This is a genomic window from Ruegeria arenilitoris, assembly GCF_013031355.1.
Classification (GTDB): domain Bacteria; phylum Pseudomonadota; class Alphaproteobacteria; order Rhodobacterales; family Rhodobacteraceae; genus Ruegeria; species Ruegeria arenilitoris_C.
The window spans coordinates 52,159-72,101 of sequence record NZ_WPZO01000013.1; the positions used below are offsets into that span (position 1 = coordinate 52,159).

At 60.4% G+C, this 19,943-nt stretch carries 17 protein-coding genes and 1 tRNA gene; 5 read left to right on the forward strand and 13 right to left on the reverse strand.

The window, feature by feature from the left end:
- The first annotated feature begins 76 nt into the window (after positions 1-76).
- A complete protein-coding gene (locus tag GOX63_RS20965; protein WP_170328578.1) occupies positions 77-904 on the forward strand; it encodes a LysR family transcriptional regulator in 828 nt (275 codons plus the stop codon).
- On the opposite strand, the gene lptF is transcribed toward GOX63_RS20965, so the two are convergent.
- The gene (lptF, locus tag GOX63_RS20970) at positions 901-2,040 is read right to left on the reverse strand and encodes an LPS export ABC transporter permease LptF (RefSeq protein ID WP_170328579.1); all 1,140 of its coding nucleotides are present in this window, start codon (positions 2,038-2,040) and stop codon (positions 901-903) included. The two genes, GOX63_RS20965 and lptF, sit on opposite strands and share 4 nt — an antisense overlap.
- 193 nt (positions 2,041-2,233) lie before the next feature.
- Here lptF and GOX63_RS20975 point away from each other — a divergent pair, with 193 nt between their 5' ends.
- Complete coding sequence (locus GOX63_RS20975; protein ID WP_170328580.1) at positions 2,234-2,446, forward strand: hypothetical protein; 213 nt, start codon at positions 2,234-2,236, stop codon at positions 2,444-2,446.
- A 64-nt stretch (positions 2,447-2,510) separates the two neighbouring features.
- Here GOX63_RS20975 and GOX63_RS20980 read toward each other — a convergent pair whose 3' ends face one another.
- Together GOX63_RS20980 and GOX63_RS20985 are read right to left on the reverse strand one after the other, a co-directional pair.
- Entirely contained in the window at positions 2,511-2,969 is a 459-nt protein-coding gene (locus GOX63_RS20980) for a hypothetical protein (RefSeq protein WP_170328581.1), read from the reverse strand.
- A 92-nt stretch (positions 2,970-3,061) separates the two neighbouring features.
- Positions 3,062-3,137: transfer RNA gene (locus GOX63_RS20985), tRNA-Trp, on the reverse strand.
- Between the two features lie 143 nt (positions 3,138-3,280).
- Here GOX63_RS20985 and GOX63_RS20990 point away from each other — a divergent pair.
- Entirely contained in the window at positions 3,281-3,985 is a 705-nt protein-coding gene (locus GOX63_RS20990) for a lysophospholipid acyltransferase family protein (protein ID WP_170328582.1), read from the forward strand.
- Here GOX63_RS20990 and GOX63_RS20995 read toward each other — a convergent pair.
- The 5 genes from GOX63_RS20995 to GOX63_RS21015 form a co-directional block, all read right to left on the reverse strand.
- Positions 3,982-4,227 (reverse strand): MoaD/ThiS family protein, encoded by a 246-nt coding sequence (locus GOX63_RS20995; protein ID WP_170547084.1) that lies wholly within the window; start codon positions 4,225-4,227, stop codon positions 3,982-3,984. The two genes, GOX63_RS20990 and GOX63_RS20995, sit on opposite strands and share 4 nt — an antisense overlap.
- A complete protein-coding gene (locus GOX63_RS21000) occupies positions 4,220-6,475 on the reverse strand; it encodes a xanthine dehydrogenase family protein molybdopterin-binding subunit (RefSeq protein WP_170328584.1) in 2,256 nt (751 codons plus the stop codon). Before GOX63_RS21000 ends, GOX63_RS20995 begins: the two co-directional genes overlap by 8 nt.
- Positions 6,475-6,954, reverse strand: coding sequence for a (2Fe-2S)-binding protein (locus GOX63_RS21005; RefSeq protein WP_170328585.1), 480 nt, complete (start codon positions 6,952-6,954; stop codon positions 6,475-6,477). The genes GOX63_RS21000 and GOX63_RS21005 overlap by 1 nt, the downstream gene beginning before the upstream one ends.
- Positions 6,951-7,817, reverse strand: a complete 867-nt coding sequence (locus GOX63_RS21010; RefSeq protein ID WP_170328586.1) for an FAD binding domain-containing protein — start codon at positions 7,815-7,817, stop codon at positions 6,951-6,953. The genes GOX63_RS21005 and GOX63_RS21010 overlap by 4 nt, the downstream gene beginning before the upstream one ends.
- A gap of 128 nt (positions 7,818-7,945) precedes the next feature.
- Positions 7,946-11,158 carry a reductive dehalogenase gene (locus GOX63_RS21015; RefSeq protein ID WP_170328587.1) on the reverse strand — a complete coding sequence of 1,071 codons (3,213 nt, stop codon included), beginning with the start codon at positions 11,156-11,158 and terminating at the stop codon, positions 7,946-7,948.
- Positions 11,159-11,233: 75 nt separating this feature from the next.
- Here GOX63_RS21015 and GOX63_RS21020 point away from each other — a divergent pair, with 75 nt between their 5' ends.
- A complete protein-coding gene (locus GOX63_RS21020) occupies positions 11,234-12,145 on the forward strand; it encodes a LysR family transcriptional regulator (RefSeq protein ID WP_170328588.1) in 912 nt (303 codons plus the stop codon).
- Here the strand turns inward: GOX63_RS21020 and GOX63_RS21025 are convergent, their stop codons facing one another.
- The 3 genes from GOX63_RS21025 to GOX63_RS21035 are packed head-to-tail and all read right to left on the reverse strand — an operon-like array spanning position 12,146 to position 16,680.
- On the reverse strand, positions 12,146-13,417 hold the full coding sequence (locus GOX63_RS21025; protein ID WP_170547087.1) for an NAD(P)/FAD-dependent oxidoreductase: 1,272 nt from the start codon (positions 13,415-13,417) through the stop codon (positions 12,146-12,148). It abuts the gene before it with no gap.
- Between the two features lie 39 nt (positions 13,418-13,456).
- Positions 13,457-14,491 (reverse strand): ACP S-malonyltransferase, encoded by a 1,035-nt coding sequence (locus GOX63_RS21030; RefSeq protein ID WP_170547090.1) that lies wholly within the window; start codon positions 14,489-14,491, stop codon positions 13,457-13,459.
- Positions 14,488-16,680, reverse strand: coding sequence for a dehydrogenase E1 component subunit alpha/beta (locus GOX63_RS21035; RefSeq protein ID WP_170547093.1), 2,193 nt, complete (start codon positions 16,678-16,680; stop codon positions 14,488-14,490). Before GOX63_RS21035 ends, GOX63_RS21030 begins: the two co-directional genes overlap by 4 nt.
- Positions 16,681-16,841: 161 nt before the next feature.
- On the opposite strand from GOX63_RS21035, the gene GOX63_RS21040 reads away from it, so the two are divergent.
- Positions 16,842-17,741, forward strand: coding sequence for a LysR substrate-binding domain-containing protein (locus tag GOX63_RS21040; protein ID WP_170328592.1), 900 nt, complete (start codon positions 16,842-16,844; stop codon positions 17,739-17,741).
- 157 nt (positions 17,742-17,898) lie between these two features.
- On the opposite strand, the gene GOX63_RS21045 is transcribed toward GOX63_RS21040, so the two are convergent.
- Together GOX63_RS21045 and GOX63_RS21050 are read right to left on the reverse strand one after the other, a co-directional pair.
- Positions 17,899-19,056: an acyl-CoA dehydrogenase family protein gene (locus GOX63_RS21045; protein WP_170547096.1), complete on the reverse strand. Its 1,158-nt coding sequence runs from the start codon at positions 19,054-19,056 to the stop codon at positions 17,899-17,901.
- Positions 19,057-19,165: 109 nt separating this feature from the next.
- Positions 19,166-19,729 carry a TetR/AcrR family transcriptional regulator gene (locus GOX63_RS21050; protein ID WP_170547099.1) on the reverse strand — a complete coding sequence of 188 codons (564 nt, stop codon included), beginning with the start codon at positions 19,727-19,729 and terminating at the stop codon, positions 19,166-19,168.
- Between the last annotated feature and the right edge of the window lie 214 nt (positions 19,730-19,943).

A 19,943-nucleotide genomic window follows, 5' to 3' on the forward strand; every position in this document is an offset into this window, starting at 1 on the left:
GGTGTCAGATTAGCCCGGATCGTATGCTCAAAAAAATGAATTGATTTTATCACTACGATGAAAAAATACTTTCGACATGCAACTCAAGGCAATCGAGACCTTTCTGTGCGTGGCCGAGACCGGCGGCTTTCATGCCGCTGCCCGCAAGCTGAATGTGACCCAGACAGCCGTCAGCGCCCGTATCCGTCTGATCGAAGAGGAAACCGGGAAGCCGCTGTTTACGCGCGGCGCCGGCGGCACCAGCCTGACCGATTTCGGGCGACAGTTCCGGCCATATGCGGAACAGATGTTGTCGCTGTGGTCCTTCGCCTCGCACGATTTGCCTGCACAAACGCAGAACCGCGTCGCCCTGCGCCTCGGCGCGCAGTTGAGCATCTGGGACCCGTTGCTGGTCGATCTTGCCGTGCGGTTCGAAAAGCGCCTGGGGCATCTGCTGCTGACACTGAACTATGACCACGACCTGCATATGGTCGAGGCAGTCGCCACCCATGTTCTGGACGCAGCACTAACACATGAACAGCCATCCGACCCGCGCATTCAGGCCTACGAATTGAACCCCGAACGCCTGATGCTGGTCGAAACTCCGACTACGGACGACCCGGTTTTCATCAATCTCGAACTGGGCGAGGTCTATCAGGATCACGTGCGTTCGGCTGCGCGGCAGGCGGCGGGGCAAACCGTGTTTCTGGGCAATTGCCTGATGGCCCTGCGCTATGTCCTGCGGCGGGGCGGAACGGGGTATTTCCCGGAATATGTCATCAGGGATCACCTGTCAGCGGGTGAGTTGATCCCGGTGGCCGGTGCCATCGATCTGATGCTGCCCCTGTTTCTGGTAACCCGTCGTGACAGCACCACAACCGAGGACATCCTGTCATGCCTGACCGATCTGCGCGCGACAGACTAAGCCCGAGACAGCGCGCCCGGCGCGTCCCTATGCCGTCTTCGTATCAATGGCCGCCCTGCAACAAGTAGGAACACGCCCGAGATGGCAATTCCAATGACCGCCGGCAGGTAAAGCAAGCCCCACAGCTTCGGATCATCGATCACAACAGGGGATACAAAGCCGCGCACGCCTTCCAGCAGGACCAGAATGGTAAAGGCACCCAGGATCTGGGGCCAAAGCCCAAAGCGCGAAAAACTGCCCAGCATCAGGGTCGCGTATCCGGCCATGGCAACGGCGATGCAAATGGCGATCCAGGAAAACCGCTGGTGCAGCTCGTCAACCAGCTCGCCTTCGGTAAACTCTTCCGCGGCGCTGATGGTTTCACGGTCCTGCAAAAGCTCGAGTGTCGAAATGGCCTCAAGGCTGCGCTTGGCCATATTGTTGGTATTGGTCAACTCGGAAATGTCATACGAGGCATCCTCGAACAGGGTCGAGGACAAGGTCAGACCCTGCTGGTTCAGACGCAGCGCAATCCCGTCCAGCATCACAAGGTGGATGCCGGTATCGTTGTTGACCAGATAAGCCGTCTTGGACGAATAGCTGACCGGGTTCAGCGGGTCGCGCCTGTCCGAAACGAAGACCTCGGACAGGGTGCCATCCAGGTCAATCTCACCGATATAGACCGTGACACCATAGGCGGGGTGCAGAAACTCGCCCTCGTTCAGCAGTTGCGCGGTGACGTCGCCGGCAACCTCCGCCTGACGCTGTTCAAGCTGCTCGACCGAAGCCGGGCGCAGAAAGACGCTGATGACGGCCATCATCAGCCCGGCCACCAGACCAAACACAAAGACGGCCCGCGCCAGACGCCACGGGCTTGAGCCGGTGGCCAACATCACTGTCATCTCGCTTTCGCGACTGAGGCGGTTAGTGGCATAAACGGCGGCCGCGAACACCGCCATCGGCATCACCGTCCGGATCAGCGTGGGCAGGGTCAGGGCGGTGAATTCCAGAAACACCATGGCCGATTGCCCGCCACTGATCACGCGGTCGAACAGGCTGACGGACCGTGTGATCCAGAATACGCCGACCAGAACCAGGGTGAAAAAGCCGAACAGAATCAGCAATTGCCGCAGGAAGTATCCATCAAAGCGCGACATGTACCCTCATCCGCGTGTTCGTAATGGACGGGACCTTATGCCATTCCGGTAACAGAGGAAACCGGGTTTGACCCACCCGCGGAGCGATCTGACGGAATCGGAATAAAGGAATGTTAACAACTTGGACATGCACAGTTCAGTCACGCCACCAATCTAACCCTCAGGTACAGGCAATCATGCAAAGGAGGGTGTTATGATGGCATATGCGGACTTCATCACCGGGAACAGTTTCTTTTCCAACCTCTTTGCGTCTGCGGAAGATCGCAAGGCAAAACGGAAAAAGAAGGCCGAATGCAAAAGAAAAAAGCGTGAAATCGACATGATGTCGGATCGCGAATTGATGGATCTGGGCTACTGCAGAGGTGACTTGCACGAGATGGTCTACCGACACCATTTCCGCGGCTGAGGTCTGTGCTTTGCCCTGAAGCGCTCGGTGCGTTTTGCCCAAGCGCCAAACTCGTCATATCGCGCTAGATGGCTGCCGTTTCGTCCGGCAGGAGATGGATGGTCAAATAACACAACAGCTGAAACCCACCTTGAACCATATGGTTTTCTTCCAGATCGAACTTCATGACGGTCTGATCTGCGAGAAAGAACGCCAACCACAAACCCATCGACACGACAAAAGCCATATCAACCCGTTTCAGCCAAACATCTTTACGTGCATAAGGCGTCATCGCCGCAAGCAGGAACATTACTGCTGAAAGTAAAGCCCACAGGATGATGCCGATAAACAGGGTTACATTGATTGCGGTCGTCGACCCGAACTGTTCCAGCGTTTTGACAAGGAACGGGTAGTTGTGGCCATCAAACCAAGGGGTGGAGGTCATGCCCAATAGTTCCAGCCCGCCGACGAAATCGGTCAGGAACGCAATGGCCCACCAGAGAAACCAAAAAATCACCAGACTCTGCTTGAAAAACACCCGCACTGGCCGCTCCCTGCAAATACAACTTCTGAAATACAAAGAGCAGGATAGCGTACTATCCGCAAAATCCGAAATCTGATGCGAACTGTGGGAAATGGCAGGGGCAGCAGGGTTCGAACCCGCGACCTACGGTTTTGGAGACCGTCGCTCTACCAACTGAGCTATACCCCTAAGGTGCGCCTCAGATATGCCAGCCGCGCGGCGGACTCAAGAGGCTTTTTCAGATTCCGCGCGACTAATGCATCTGACAAACAAGTTGCGCGCGGCGTTGAGTTCTATAAGACACGGTTTGGTCAGTACGAGGGACCCCAATCGTGAACATCCGCAAAAAGATCGCCGACAGCGAAGCCGTCCTGAATTGGGCCGCTCGACGGATTGCGAGCTATATCCGGATGGTCAATCGCAACACGACATGGCGGCGCATCGGGTATGAAGAGCTGGACCAGTTGGCCGAACAGGGCGAACCGGTCATCGTTGTCCTGTGGCATCAACGGCTGGCGCAGTCGCCGTATTTCTTCCCGCTGGAAAAGGCACAGATTTGCTCGATCACCTCCTCTGCCCGGGCGGGCAGCATGGTGGGCCGGGTGCAGAAACTGTTCGGTATGGACACGATTGCAATGGCCAGCCAGAAACGCCATGTCGCGCTGTCCCGCGAGGTGCTGGGCAAGATGAAACAGGGGATTTCCATCGGCATAGCCGCTGACGGTCCGCGCGGACCGGAACGGGTGCTGTCCACCGTTCCACTGGTCTGGGCGCGCACCTCGGGCAAGCGGGTATTCGGGATCACATTTTCCGCCAAGCACGGCCGCGAGGCGGGCACATGGGATCGGCTGCTGATGCCGCGCCCCTGGCGGAACGAAGGCGTTTTCCTATGCCGCGAATGGACCGAATCCGTTCCGCGCAAGGCCTCGGAAGAGCAGATCGAAGCCCTGCGCCAAAGCCTTGAGCAGCACATGAACGACATCACCGCCGAAGCCGACCGCATGGTTGGCCGCGAACCGTGGTCGCCAAAGGCTTAACCGCCCCTCAGACGCTGCATCAGGTAAACCTCGCTGCCTTCGGGAATCGGTTCGGTCAATCCGCTGGCAATGACGCGTCCGTCGATGGCGATGGACACACCCGCATCCACGGGCCCCTGAAGCTGCGGGTGCAGCCTTACCAGTTCCCGCAACAGCTCACCGGTGGTTTTGGCCTCAACCTCAACCACCTGCAGGCCCCCGGTCAAAGACCGGAGGCCGGACCAGAGGTGGACCTCAACCATTGTCCTTGAGCGCCGCCAGAATGCGGGGCGGCGACATCGGCAGTTGCTTCATCCGTACACCAGCCGCATGCGAGACCGCATTGGCGATGGCAGCCAGCGGCGGCACGATGCCGGTTTCCCCAACGCCGCGCACACCGAACGGATGGCCGGGGTTGGGCACTTCGACGATCACCGTGTCGATCATCGGCAGGTCACTGGCAACCGGGATGCGGTAGTCGAGGAAGATCGAGTTCTGCAGGCGACCGTCCTCGCCATAGATATATTCCTCGTTCAGCGCCCAGCCGATGCCTTGCGCGGCACCACCCTGATACTGACCTTCCACATAGGTCGGGTGGATCGCCTTGCCTGCATCCTGAATGACCGTATAGCGGGTGACGCTGGTCTTGCCGGTTTCCGGGTCAACTTCGGCATCGACGATATGGGTGCCAAAGGACACACCCGCGCCTTCCGGCGTGGCTTCGAAGTGGCCCGAGATCGGACCACCGGTCGAACCCATATGAGCGGTGATGTCCGCCAGCGGGCGTGGGTCGAAGTCCCCTGCATTTGGGCCAGAAGGAACAGCACAGCCGTTTTCCCATTTCACCGCGTCGGTTGGAATACCCCAGCTGGCCGCCGCGCGTTCGCACAGTTTTTCAACCGCGTGTTTCGCCGCCTTGATCGTCGCCAGACCGCTTGCATAGGTCACGCGCGAGCCGTGGCTGACGTCGTTGTAGCCCAGCGTCGCGGTGTCAGCGATGGTGACACGGATGTTCTCATAGGGAATGCCCAGAACCTCGGCCGCCATCAGCGCCATCGACGCGCGGGAACCGCCGATATCGGGCGTGCCGACCATCAGCTGGGCCGAGCCGTCCTCGGACAGGGCCAGCGAAACGCTGGTCTCACCGCCGTGGTTGAACCAGAACCCGCAGGAGATCCCGCGCCCCTGCCCCGGTTTCAACGGGGCCGTGTAATGCGGATGTGCCTTGGCAGCCTCAAGCGTTTCGACCAGACCGATGCGCTCGTAACGCGGGCCATAGCTGGCTTTGGTGCCTTCGTGCGCGGCATTTTTCAGACGGACGTCGATGGGGTCCAGGCCCAGCTTCTTACACATCTCGTCGATGACCGACTCAACGGCAAAGGCCCCCATCGGTGCGCCGGGCGCGCGATAGGCGGCTTGCTTCGGGCGGTTGGCCATGACGTCATAGCCGATCTGTTTGACGTTGGTCAGGTTGTACGCCGCGAAAGCACACATGGCCGTCATGTCGCCCGGAGCGCCGGGGAATGCCCCACCCTGCAGGCGGAATTCGCCGCGCGCCGCGGTGATCGTGCCGTCCTTCTTCATGCCGATCTTGATGTCCATCGAGGCCGAGGCTGTCGGGCCGGTCGCCCGGAACACTTCGGACCGGCTCATGACCAGCTTGACCGGACGGTTCGCCTTGCGGCTGAGCGCCAGCGCGACGGGTTCGATGAAGACAGTGGTCTTGCCGCCGAAGCCGCCACCAATCTCAGACGCCGTCACCCGCAGTTGCGAGGTCTCGATCCCCAACAAGGCCGCACAGGTCTTCTGCGCGATCCAGTGGCCTTGGGTGGTGCACCACAGCTCTCCCTTGCCGTCATTGCCCAGCATCCCCAGACAGGCGTGCGGTTCAATGTAACCCTGATGGGTCGCCTCGGTGACAAAGCTGTCTTCCATCACCAGATCAGCCTCGGCAAATCCGGCTTCGACATCGCCGTGACCGCTTTCGTGATAGCGCACGACGTTCGGGTGCATCCCTTCGGGCACGGAATAGTCCGCAGCACCTTCGCGGATCACGGGTGCGTCGGGTGCCATAGCCTTGTCCACGTCGGTGACGTGGGGCAGAGCCTCGTATTCAACCTCAATCAGCTTGAGCGCATCGCGCGCCGCCAAGGCCGACGTGGCCGCAACGGCTGCTACCGCGTGCCCGTCATACAAGGCCTTTTCCCCCGCCATGACGTTTTCCAGCACGTTCCAGAACTCGCCTTCCAGACCCGGCTTGAACGGCACTTCGGCGAAGTCCGCACGTGTCACAACGGCTTTGACGTCTTTATGCGCCTCAGCCTTCGAGGTGTCGATCTTCACGATCCGCGCATGGGCGTGGGGCGAGCGCAGAATGGCTCCGTGCAGCATCCCGGGCGCATAGGCGTCGGCCCCAAACTTGGCGCGGCCTGTGACCTTGTCCAACCCATCCGGACGATCCGGGCGGGTGCCAACGAAAGTGAATTCAGATTTGCGATCGTCGAGTGCCATTACGAAGCCTCCCGCAATTCTTCGGCCGTTTCCATCACGGCGCGAATGATCTTGTCATAACCGGTACAGCGGCAGAGGTTGCCTGCCAGCCAGTACCGGGTTTCCTCTTCGGTCGGGTTGGGGTTCTTTTCCAACAGCGACTTAGCTGCAACCAGAATGCCCGGAGTGCAGATACCGCATTGCAGGGCGGCATGTTCGATGAACTTCTTCTGCAGCGGATGCAGAACGTCGCCATCCGCGATACCCTCGACGGTTTCGATGGACTTACCGTCTGCCTCAACGCCCAGCATCAGGCAGGAACAGACCAAGCGGCCATCAACCGTGACCGAGCACGCGCCGCAATCGCCGGTGCCGCAGCCCTCTTTCGCGCCGGTCAGGTTCAGCTTGTCGCGCAGACAGTCCAGCAGGGTTTCGCGCGGGTCGCAGAGGTACTCGACCGTGTCCCCGTTTACGGTGGTGGATACGTGGAACTTGCTCATGCTTGCTCTCCCTTGGCACGGGCATAGGCGATTTTCGCGGCGCGCTTGGCCAGAACGCCAGCGACCTCGGTGCGGAATGCGATCGTGCCGCGTTTGTCGTCGATCGGGTTGCAGGCAGCGGACGCCGCGGCGGCCAAAGCGTCCAGCGCAGCATCATCCAGCGTGCTGCCGATGATCGCCTTGGCGCAGTCTTCGACCAGCAGAACGGTCGGGGCAACAGCACCCAGCGAGACGCGGGCCTCGGTGATGGTGTCGCCCTCAAGACGCAGGTTCACGCCAACGCCGACCACGGCGATGTCCATTTCCGTGCGCGGAATGAAGCGCAGGTAAGCGTCGCCGCCATTCTCGCCGCGCGCGGGAATGTTGACAGCCGAGATCACCTCTCCCTTTGCCAGCGACGTCTTGCCGGGTCCGGTTGGGATATTCTCTACGGCCACCTCGCGGTCTCCGTCCGGGCCAGTCACGGTGACGGTCACACCCGCCGCGACCATCGCAGGCACCGAATCCGCCGCAGGAGATCCGTTGCACAGGTTGCCTGTCAACGTCGCGCGGCCCTGCACCTGAGTCGAGCCGATCAGGTCCATCGCCTCGACCACGCCGGGCCAGTCGCGACCGAGCTCGGGGTGCTCGCTCATCTCGGCACCGGTGGCGACGACGCCCAGCGTCCAGCTGCCATCGGCGTTGCAGGTGATGTCGCGCACACCGTCAATTTTCTTGATGTCGATCAGCGTATCGGGCGTCACAAGTTCCGAGCGCAACTGCACCAGAACATCGGTGCCGCCTGCCAGAAACCGTGTAATGCCCGTCGCATTTGCGGCCAGAGCCGACGCCTCGGCAAAGCTGGCGGGGCTGTGATAATCCATGAAAATACCTCGCACCTGTTGATCAGGATTCACTGGGTTCGCAGGGGACGTTAGTGCAGCAACCCCCCGGCGTCCATGGCAGGAGCGACCAATTTTTTCCTTACTGGATGTCGTTTCTAGACCTTGTGTCAGAGGTCGAGCTCAATCACGCCATCGGGTTGCGCCGCCCGGCTTTGGCACAGGATGATAGCGCTCTCGCGTTGTTTGTTGGACAGAACAAAATCGCGATGTTCGATTTCGCCGGAAACCACACCGCATTTGCAGACCCCGCAGATGCCATCTGCGCATTTCACATCCACGTGAATGCCCGCCTCGTTCAGCACCTGAGCGGCGTCTTTTTCGGATGGGACCGTCAGCTCACGCCCGGACTGCACCAGCTTCAGGGTGAACGGATGATTTTCATAGTCCGGCGGTTCGGGAACCGAGAAGTATTCAAGGTGCCGGGCGTCCTCGGGGAAACCCTGCCGTTCCGCCGCCTGTATGACGCCGTCCATATAGCGGTCCGGGCCGCAGGTGTAGACATGCCAACCGTCCTGATAACCGGACAGGATCGAGTCCAGATCAGCGCGCGTCCCTTCGTCCGAAAAATGGTAATGCACGTGATCTGCCCAGGGCATTGCGGCTAGATCGCCCAAATACCCCGCCCCGGCGCGGGTGCTGGCGGAATAGTGCAGCTCGAACGGTTTGCCTAAGCTGTGCAGGCGGTGGGCAAAAGCGATCATCGGCGTGATGCCGATACCGCCGCCCATCAGAAATGTCTTTGTCGCCGCTTCATTCAGTTCGAAATGGTTGATCGGTTTCGAGACGAAGACCTTGCGGCCCTCATTAAAAATCCGATGCAACAGGGCCGAACCGCCACGCCCTTCATCCTCGCGCAGCACACCGATTTGATAGGTCGCCCGATCCGAGGGGTCACCGGACATGGAATACTGCCGCAGGAATTCGGGCGCGACCAATACATCCAGATGTGCCCCAGCCGTCCACTCCGGCAGCGGCGCACCATTAAGCGCCGAAAACTCGTATTTGGTCACGTCCGACGTCATTTTGTCGACCTTCTTCAACTCGACCCTCATGACAGGCGCGTCGCCAGCGATCTTGTAACGGTGAACCACCGACATATCGCCTGCAGCCTTGCGGGCCTTGTATTCTTCTGCCGTAACCATCGCCTCATAGGCAGCGATTCCAGCCTCACGGTCCATGGCAAAGGGATATGGCCAGGGGTGCGGCGCCAAGTAGGCAGGATAGACGGCCAGCGTCTGGTCCTCATATTTCAGGTCCAGATCGGTTTGCAGGTCGCGCCGGTTCAACGGGTGTTCGGTCGGGCGATAGGCGCCATCCGACCGCAATTCGATATCCCACCACCATTTCTTGACGTCGTTCAGCCCGCCATTGCCGACCGCATCATCGAGGCGTGCCAACGCAGGCGCAGCTTGGGGAATGTTCATCGCCGCCCAACGGAAAGGGCGTTCCTTGAAAATCCCTTCGAGGTTCCACGGGCAGGTCTTCATACACCGCCCGCACATGGCCCCACCCGGCGTGGTCACGCGATAAGTGGCGCATTTCTGGCTGTCGGACTTCCAGATTTCATAGCCGTTGAACATCAGTTTCGGCCCGGCGGTGATCGCGCCCGAGGGGCATTCACGCGCACATTTATTGCAGCTTTCACAGAAGGTCTGCAGACCGAAATCAATCGGCTTGTCGTGCGCCATCGGCATATCCGTCGTCACCGCGCCGGACTTCAGGCGCGGGCCGAGATAGGGGTTCAGGATCACCTCGCCGATCCGGCTGACCTCACCCAGGCCCGAGAGCAGCAACAGCGGAGGTTGCAGCACTTCGCCATCCATCACCGTATGCGCCTTGGCCTTGTAGCCGAGATTGCGGATTTGCTGCGCGATCACCCCGCCCAAAAGGGAAAAGCGCAGATAGGCGCGCATCGACTGGGCGACGCTGATCCAGTCGTCGCCGCTTGCCCCTTCCATCGTTTCATAGCCCTGATCGATGATCATGCTGATGGCCTGATCGTGGGGTGGGGTAATCTCCTCGCCCGTTGCATCATGGGAATACCACGCCCAGTCCGGGCACCGGCTGAGGCCCACTGCGTCGACACCAAGGAAGTAAGTCGCCGCCTTGATATTGGCGGCATTGCGGACGGCATCAGTCGGAGGCGTCGCATCGGCGCTCTCGCCATCCTGCAACAAAACAAACGCGCCCAGCGCGCGGCGTTGGGCGAAGCTCGGTGCGGCCTTGCGCACATAGTACCCGCCCTTCGCCGCATCCTGCAGATGCTTGCCCATGTCCCCGAACTGCGCCCGCGCGAACATGTCGGCGCGCTTGGGAACGCGGGCGACGTTTTCCTCGTCGATATAGGTGGTTGGCGTATCGACCCGCTTGAGGCTCTCGAACGGATGCGCGCCATCCACATAACGCCGCTTGGCATAAGGGTCGCGGTTCAGTGCATTTTTGGCGAACCCCGTGCCCAGCCACCACGCCGGCCCTTGTGTCCGGAACCACGGCTGCTGCGCTATCGATTGCAGGGGCTGATCGTGGGCGATCTCCATCTCGGTGGTCACTGCGGCCAGACCGAACCGCTTGCCCAGCCACGGCGCCACGAGGTCCTCATCCTCTACCGAGGCCAAACCCGCAGCAACCGCCAGCTTGCCCAGATCGACCTCGGTCGACATCACCGAATGCGCCCGCGCGTCAAAGCCCAGCAGGCGGATATAGTTGGCGATCACCACCGCGTTCTCGGTCGCCAATAAACAAGCGCGGTGATCCTGCGCGTCGATGATCCAGTCTGCGCCCGGTTCCTCCGGATCAGGATCACGGTTGTATTCATACAGAAAGACGATGGAATGGCGGTGCGTGCCCATCGGCCTAGGCGCGGCCTCCATGCTCTCCTTCAGATCGGCCATGATCAGGTCGATGCCCGAGGCCAGCGTCTTGGTCTGCCGCGTCTTCAGCGCGTGGGCCAGACGGTCGATATCGGGATTGCGGCGGGGCTCGGGCAGCAAAGCCTCGGGTGGCAGGGGGCCACAGCCCATCATCGAGGCATCGTTGAAATAGCCAAACGCCTTCAGGTGGTTGGCGCGCTCTACCGGATCGGTCGGAATGTCCGAAGCCACAGGGTTTACGAAGCCGTCGCGGATGGTGTCCATCATCGCCTGAAATTCGCCCATCGCATTGACGATACTTTCGGGATGATCCGGGCGATGAAAGCTGAGCGGCTGCATCGGCTTTACCGCAGACAAGTCAGGCAGGGATGTTTGCCGCGACAACCGCTCCAGCGGGTATTTACCCATATGAACCGGTCGGTTCTTGTCCGAGAAAAAACGGATTCCCATCGCGTGCCTCCTGATGATCACTGTCACCTAATGCGCGGTGGACTGCAAATCCATTCATGACTAGTCATAGATGGTATGAGCAAAACTGATTTCACGGACCTGGACGGCAAGGTCCTGCGCACCTTTCTGATTATCCTCGAGGAAAACTCGGTCTCGAAAGCCGCTGACCGTCTGGGTGTTACCCAATCGGCGATCAGCCATACGTTGGCCAAACTGCGGCAGGTTTTGAGTGATCCGCTGTTCGTGCGCTCGGGTCAGGGCCTGACACCGACCGAGCGCGCCCTGTCCCTGAAGGAGCCGGTTCAACAAGTTCTGGACGGGATGCGTGCGTTGACCGACGATCGCCCGTTCGATCCTTTGTCCGAAGAGATCAGCATCCAGATCGCTACCAACGACATGCCGCGCGAGTTGATCTTTCCGCCGCTGCTGCGCGCATTGCGGGCCGAAGGCGTCCGGCTGCGGTTGGGGTTCATACCCTCGGGTGTTCCCGATCCGGACCTGCTGCGCAGTGATCGGTGCCAACTGATGCTGACCCCGCTGCCGCCTGATGGGCCGGATATTTTCCAGAAGCGCGTGCTGATCAGCCCCTTGATGATCTTTTTCGACGCGGCGCGGCGCAATCCGCCGGACAGTTGGCAGAGTTATTGCGAAACCGAACATGTCGAGGTGCGCTTTGCCGACGGCCGCAGCTCGCGCGCAGTGATGCGAGGCGTGGATCAGAGCCAGATCATGCCGCCCACCGTTACACTGCCGCATTTCAATGCCATCCCGTCCTTCGTGAAGGGCAGCGATCTGATCTCGACCGACACGCTGCTGATGAAACAGGGGCCTTTGGCAGCGCTGGATTGCGCGCCGTTGCCCTTCGATTGCGAGCCCGTGTCGATCTACACGGTTTGGCACCAGCGCTCGACCAACGATCCGGCCCATCGTTGGCTGCGTGACCGGATCGAGGCCGTTGCAGCAGCGTTGCAGGACGAGTCTCCGTGATTAGAACCGCGCCTTGACGAAATGGGTCAATGCCGCGCCGGTTTCGAAATAGGCACGTCGTAGCCCGGTCCAGCTTTCGTGGTATTCGGGAACTGCAGGGACGGGCAGCAGCGACGGATCATCTCGCAGCAGGCTTTCCGCCGCAAGACGACCAAAAACGGTGCCCGGGCCGATACCACGACCGGAGTACCCATGCACCGACAAAGCACCGGGACCGATCTGTGTGATCTTGGGAATATGGTCCGAGGTCATGGCAATCCGCCCGTGCCACCCTTCGATCAACCGTTGGTCAGCCAGTTGCGGGAACAGCTCGGACAGTTTGCGCCTGATCCAGGCGGTATGAGCGGCGCGGCCCGCCTGCCCCAGATCGCCCATGGCGCCGAGGATCAAGCGCCCCTCGGCGTCCATGCGGAACGAGGTCATGATCAGGCCGGTATCCCAGCACCCCTCACCGCCCGACAGGATGCTGGCGCGCAGATTGTCCGACAGCGGAGCGGTGGAGAACTGGAAGTAGTAGACCGGCACATATTCGGGGACCGAGGCCTGCAGCCACTGGTGATAGGCGTTGGTGGCCTGGATCACCGATTTCGCACGCACCGTGCCATGATCGGTTTTCAGCGTCCAAACGCCGTCGTTATGCTGTATGGACTGAACTGGGTTTTGGGTCGCGATACACGCTCCGGCCTCGGCGGCGGCGCGGGCAAGGCCCCGGACATAGCTCAGCGGCTGGATTGTCCCCGCGCGGGGATCGAACAGAGCACCCTGGAATGTAGCGCTGCCCGTGCGTTGTTCCGTCTGGCTAGCTGACAGCAATTCAACCGGCGCACCCGTTGCGGACAGCTGTGTGTGCCGGGCCTGCAGGTCTCGCAGTCCTTTGGCGGAGTGCGCGCAGTGGAGTGTCCCATTCCGCACCGGTTCACAATTGATGTCATGATTTTCGATCAAATCAAACACATCGCCGGGCGCAGCGGCCAGCAGGTCGATCAGACGATCCCCGGCCTCACGCCCAAGGTGTTGGCGAATATCTTCGGGCGGCAGCCACAGCCCAGCATTCGCAAGCCCGACATTGCGGCCCGAGCCGCCATGACCGATTTCCTGCGCCTCGAGAAGGCAGACCGACGCCCCGGCCTGCGCCGCCGTCAGCGCGGCGGAGCAGCCCGTATAACCGCCACCGATCACCGCCAGATCGACAGTCAGGTCCCCGGTCAAGGGACGGCTTTCAACATGCTCCTGACAAGTCTTCAGCCAGAGGGACTGATCGTAGCCGCTCATGCAACGCTCCTTGAATTTGCGCGGATCATCGGGGCTGGATCAGCCGGTTGCAAGCGCCCTTTGATCGTCGCGGCCCATGGCGATCAGGAAAGGCTGTGCGTCCTGCTGTGCCTGAAACGCCGCCTTGTCGGACATGCCGCGCCAGTCAGCCAGAACCAGTGATTGCGCCACGGCTCCACCCAGAGTTGCGCCGGGGCCCGTCACGATGAACAAATCGGGTGCAAACTCGCGCGCGGCAGTCTGGATCGCGCGGGTAAAGTCATACGCCTCGGTCACCTGATGGCCCAGCGTATAATCCCAAAGCGCCTGCGTATCTGTCGCTCCCGGCCACCAGATTTTACCGCGCCCATCGATCAGGGGGCGTTTCGGCTGGCCAAACAACTCGGCGCCTAGCCGGGCACGCCCTTCGGCCGCAACGGGGGCCTGCAACGCGGTGTGGAAGGCCGCGTGGTTGGGAAGCCGCATCGGGAAACGGTCCTGAATTGTGGGGTACGCAGCCTCAAACGCCTTGAGACCCGCCTCATTTCCCGCAAGAACCAGCATCCCGCCCAGATCAATGGACAGCGCCAGATCGCACCCATCAGACGCGTTGATCCGTGCCACATCGGCCAGCAACTCAGCCTTGCGGGCGGCGTCGTTTTCCCAGTTCTCCTCCACAAACGGATAGACCAACTGGCCACCGATCAATTGGTCCTGCATCAACGTGCCCATGGTGTTCACCACGCGAAACCCGTCCTGTGGAGACAGGGCGCCACCTGCGGCCAAAGCGATGTACCACCCCATCGAATTGCCTGTGACGGCAACCACTTCGACCTCGTCAGTAATGGTCTGCGCATCTGCCAGCGAGGCCGCATAGATCAGGGGCGAGGCGATGTCTCCGCGGGAATATTTGCTGACCGTGTACCGATTGGCGCCGTCCAGCGCGGTCACGGCCTCCTGCCCGGCCTCGGCGCGGATGGTATCGAAGCTGTGAAACAGGTCCATCCGCTGCGCGTGATGGCGGTGCAGATAACCCAGTTCGGGTTTGTTATAGGTGCCCCGCCCGGGACAGATCACAACGGCAGTGCGGGTCATGCGCGGCCTCCGGTCAAATTCAATGCTGCGGCAACAATGCCGCCCCTCGACGGCAGCGGAGCGGCATAGGCCGGGCCGGTGGCGATGAAACAGTCCTCGGCCACAACGCGGGCGGTTGGGGTATCGGGGCGTTCCTCGGCGAAGAACGTCATCAATGCCTCGGACTGGCTGCCGGTGCGGCGGCATTCATCCACGACCAGAACATGCGCGCAGGCTTTGGTGGCCTCACGCAAAGCGTCGACCGGCAAAGGTGCGAGCCAGCGCATGTCGATGATCCGGGCCTTCACGCCGGCCGCCTCCAGTTCAGGCATGGCCTGTTTCGACAGGTAATGCCCGTTGCCATAGGTCACGATAGCCAGATCGGTCCCGTCGCCATGCACGCCAACCTCGCCCAGCGCGATGCGTTGATCGGGTGAGGGATAGGTGGTCATCCACCCACTATCCTGCGCCTCATGCAGATCTCGCATCGGGTAGAGGGCGATGGGTTCCAGAAACACCACTACCCGCTGCTCTTCCCGCGCCAAACGCACGCATTCGCGCAGCATCTGCGCCGCGTCCGTGCCGGTCGAGGGGCACGCAATGATCACGCCCGGAACATCTCGCAACACGGCCAGAGAATTGTCGTTGTGGAAATGCCCGCCGAACCCTTTCTGATAGCCCAGCCCCGCAATCCGCAGCACCATCGGGTTGGTGAACTGGCCGTTCGAGAAAAACGGCAGCGTCGCGGCTTCTCCCCGGATCTGATCCTCGGCATTGTGCAGATAGGCGAGGAACTGGATTTCAGGGATTGGAATGAAACCGTTATGGCCCATGCCAATCGCCAACCCCAATATGGACTGTTCGTCCAGCAGCGTGTCGATCACCCGGTCCGGGCCGAACCGCTGTTGCAGTTTCTGGGTCACCCCATAGACGCCGCCCTTGCGGCCAACGTCTTCGCCCATGCAGACGACCTCGCCATGTTCCAGCATCAGATCGGTCAGTGCCCAGTTGATGAGGCGGCTCATGGGCTGAGGATCATCCATCGCGCGCATATCGCCGCCAAAGGCCTTGGCCCGTGCGTCGGCGCTGGGGCCGTTGGTAGGTTTGCAGGGACGTTTCGGAGGAATCAGGCTGGCCATGACCTCAGCGGCATTGGACAGATGCGGACGCGTGGCCGCCTCGACCGCGATGCGATCGGTACGGGCGCAGGTATCTTCGTAGATTTTCAGGGACTCCGCAGGTGGCAGCGCACCCGCCTGATCCAGCAGGCGCACGCTGTGCAGCAGGGGATCATTGGCCTCGTCTGCCTCGACCTCGGACTTCGACAGATAGGTGGTCGGCACATCCGCCCCGGCATGACCGTAAAGGCGCACGGTTTTCAGGTGCAGGAAGGCGGGCTTTCGGCGAGTTCGTACATAGTCAGCGGCCTCCTGCGCCACGGCATATGTTTCATAGATGTCTAACCCGTTGGCTTGAAAATACTTGATCCCCGGGCGATGTTCCATCGACGCCTGTATCCAGCCTTTCGGCGTTTTCACCGAAATACCGATCCCGTTATCCTCGCATACAAACAACAAAGGCAGCGGTGTTGACTGAACACTCGTCCAACCCGCGGTGTTAATCGCACCTTGCGCTGTCGAATGGTTGGCCGAAGCATCCCCGAAGGAACACATGGCAATCCCATCCACGGGCAATTCCCTATGTTCAGGGTCATGCCGCCGGGCTGCACCCAGACTGTAGGCCGCGCCGACCGCCTTGGGCAGATGGCTGGCGATGGTCGAGGTCTGCGGTGGAATCATCAGCGCCTTGGAGCCCAGCACCTTATGTCGCCCGCCCGAGGTCGGGTCTTCTTTCGAGCACGCAAAACTGAGCAACATGTCCCAGGCGATCTGCTGGCCGGGCACCTGCTCGGCCCGGGCAATCTGAAACGCCGCATCACGATAGTGAAGGAACGCGATGTCGGTCGGGCGCAGTGCGTGGGCAACAGCCGCCATCCCCTCATGCCCTGATGAGCCGATAGTATAGAATCCCTGCCCCGCCTTCTGCATCGCACGGCTGGTGCGATCCAGCGCCCGGCTCAGAACCTGAGAGCGGAACAGTGATATCGCGTCGGCGTTGCTTAGACCCGGCCGCGGAGCTGCACCATCGGGAAAGTCGCCTTTCGCCACCCGGGTCAGGAAATTTTCGTGAACGATCTGAGCGCGATCCATGGCCTGTTCCCCGGTCTTCCAATTCTTAAGCTGAGCGATTTCATCTTGGATAGCACGCAGGTTCTTAACCGGTCATCCAAAAGAAAAGCCTGTATGTGTATCAGGCTGGCGGACGGCAAATGCCAGTGATATTCCATCCAAAAGGTATGAGGATTCATCATATGATTGCCCCGCGTCGGTTCCTGCCCTCGATCCCATCATTGCTGGCGCTTGAGGCCGTTGATCGCCTCGGCAGCGCCTCTGCTGCCGCCGAGGAGTTGTCGCTGACGCAAAGCGCCATCAGTCGGCAGCTCAAATCGATGGAGGAGCAACTGGGCGTGGACCTGATCCAGCGCAGCCAGATGCGGCTGCACCTGACGCCAGCGGCCAAGGAATACGTACAGGTCGCGCGCACGGCGCTGAACCAACTGGCGCAAGCGTCCCTGAAACTAAAAGCTAACCCGACCGGAGGATCACTGAACCTGTCGATCCTGCCCGCTTTCGGAATGCACTGGCTGGCCCCGCGCCTGCAGGATTTCGCCCGCCGCCACCCGGAGGTCACGGTGAACCTGAACACCCGCCTGCGCCCGTTTGACTTTGACACCGAACGTTTCGACGCGGCCATACATTTCGGCCAGCGCGACTGGGCCGGTGTGAACTACCTGCGCATCATGCGCGAAGATGTGCTGCCTGTGTGCTCACCCGATCTGCTGCCCGATGACGCTGAGGACATCGGTTGGCTGACGGAAGCCCCTTTGCTGCACCTTGAGACACGCCCCGACGCTTGGGAACGGTGGTTTGCCGCGCAAGGCCAAGAGGTGACCGGGATCCACGGAATGCTGTTCGACCAATTCTCGACTATGGGGCAGGCCACGATCCACGGGCTGGGTGTGGCGTTGTTGCCCAGCTACCTGATCGAGGCGGACCTGGCGGCGGGCCGGCTGGTGCCGGCTTGGCGCGGACCGGGGGTGAGCCTCGGGGACTTTTACCTTGTCTGGCCGCAATCTCGCGCGGAATCCGAACCACTCAAGTCGTTTCGTGCGTGGCTGCAAGGGCAGATTGACCAAACGAGCAACGCATAAGAACAGGGTCCGAATATCCTGCGCGGCCTACGGCCTTGCGTCCTGCGGACGGCAGGGGGGCCAGGCAGGCGCGGGCTACGCCCGCGCCTGCCTGGCCCAACGGGAGGAGATGTTTCGCCAGAAACGTCAACGACGGGCGGGAGGAGCGCTGGTTTGGCTAGGTATCCAATGACCGAGCAATGAGTTCCTTCATGATCTCGTTGGTGCCGCCATAGATCATCTGAACCCGCGCATCCGCGTAAAGGCGGGCGATCGGGTATTCCATCATGAACCCGTAACCGCCAAACAGTTGCAGGCATTCGTGCATGACCTCGTTCTGAACTTCCGATCCCCAATACTTCACCATCGAGGCCGTGGCAGCATCCAGTGTCCCCGCCTCAAGCCGCGCGATACAGTCGTTGACGAAGCTGCGCAGGACCTCGGCCTTGGTCTTGCACTCGGCCAGTTTGAAGCGGGTGTTCTGAAAATCCATCACCCGTTGGCCGAATGCCTTGCGCTCTTGCGTGTATTTCACCGTTTCCGCGATGGCGAAATCTATCGCGCCCAGCGCCCCGATGCCGATGGTCAGACGTTCCCACGGCAACTGTTTCATCATCTGATAAAAGCCCTGCCCCTCTTCCGCGCCCAGAAGATTGGTCATCGGCACCTTGACGTCTTCAAAGAACAACTCGGCCGTGTCATTGGCCTTCATTCCCAGTTTTTTCAGGTTCCGCCCCTTGCGGAATCCCTCTGCGCCCTCGGTCTCCACCGCGATCAGCGAGACACCCTTTGAACCCTGCGACTTGTCGGTCTTGCAGGCCACAAGGATCAGGTCCGCCGACTGGCCGTTGGTGATAAAAATCTTGGATCCGTTCAGCCGATAGGAATTACGATCCCTGTCTGCGGTCGTCCGAATGGATTGCACATCCGAACCGGTTCCGGGTTCGGTCATGGCCAGCGCGCCGACCATCTCGCCCGAGGCCAGACGCGGCAGCCATTTCTGCTTTTGATCCTCGCTGCCATAGGTGTTGATGTAGTGAACGACGATGGTCTGGATCGCATAGCCCCACCCGGAATCCCCATGCGAAGCCTGCGTATAGAGCGTCACCGCATCAAACCCGATGCCACCGCCAACGCCGCCATAGGCTTCGGGGATCGCACCGGCCATCAACCCCATGTCGCCCGCCTTGTGCCACATATCACGATCGACAACACCGTTTTCGTTCCAGCGGTCGAGGTTCGGCACCAGTTCATCTTTCATGAACCGGTCCGCCATTTCAGCAAACATCTGATGCTCTTCGGTCACCCAACCCGCAGAAGTGGTAAACAGCGGCATACGACATCCTCCCCTTGCCTGTGCCTGAACAGCCTAGCTTTGGAGGTTTCGCATTCCAATCCATCGAGAGGCATCGCAACGCAACGTCGTTTTGATGATCAGGCCTCGTTTACGTCAGAGCGTTTTCCAGCAGAATCTGCGCCGCCGATTTGGCATCCTGCGCCGGATCGCAGGATTTCAGAAACACCGCCGAGACAATCGCGCCTTCCTGCAACAGCACGATCTGACAGGCCAGATGTTCCGGATCACGCACACCGGCCTGACGGGCCAGATCCGTAAAATGATCCAGCATGATCTGTTTGTGTTCCGCCGACTGCTTATGGATCGGGTGGTCCTCTTCCTGATATTCCGCCCCGGCCTTGATAAACATGCAGCCGCGATAGTCTTCTTCACTGAACCACTCGCCCAGCGCGTCGAAACTGGCGACCAATTGACCCGCCGGGGTGTCCGACAACTCGCTGATACGGTGCAGGAAATCCTTGCGGAAACTCTCGTCCCGCAACTGCAGCGCGGCCAGGATCAGATCCTCTTTGGTGCGGAAATGCTTGTACATCGAGGTTTTGGAAACACCCGTTTCAACCACCAGCTTGTCCATCCCGGTGGCGTGAAAGCCATCACGGTAAAAGACCTGCAAGGCTTTGCGGACCAGTTCGTCACGTTTGTTTGGGCGCATTCACGGGCTCCTGAGTGTACAGATCAGTACATAATAGACGATCGCCGAAATCTCAATATCCGAGAGAGCCCGGACGAGATTTCAAAATAAGACTTGCAAAAGTTTACCGATCAGTACACATTGATCGCAAGATGTACCGATCTGTTAACCTTGGAGCGATCAGATGAGACGCCATGCCAGCCTTTTCTCCCCTCAGTACGTCCCCGTTCTTTTG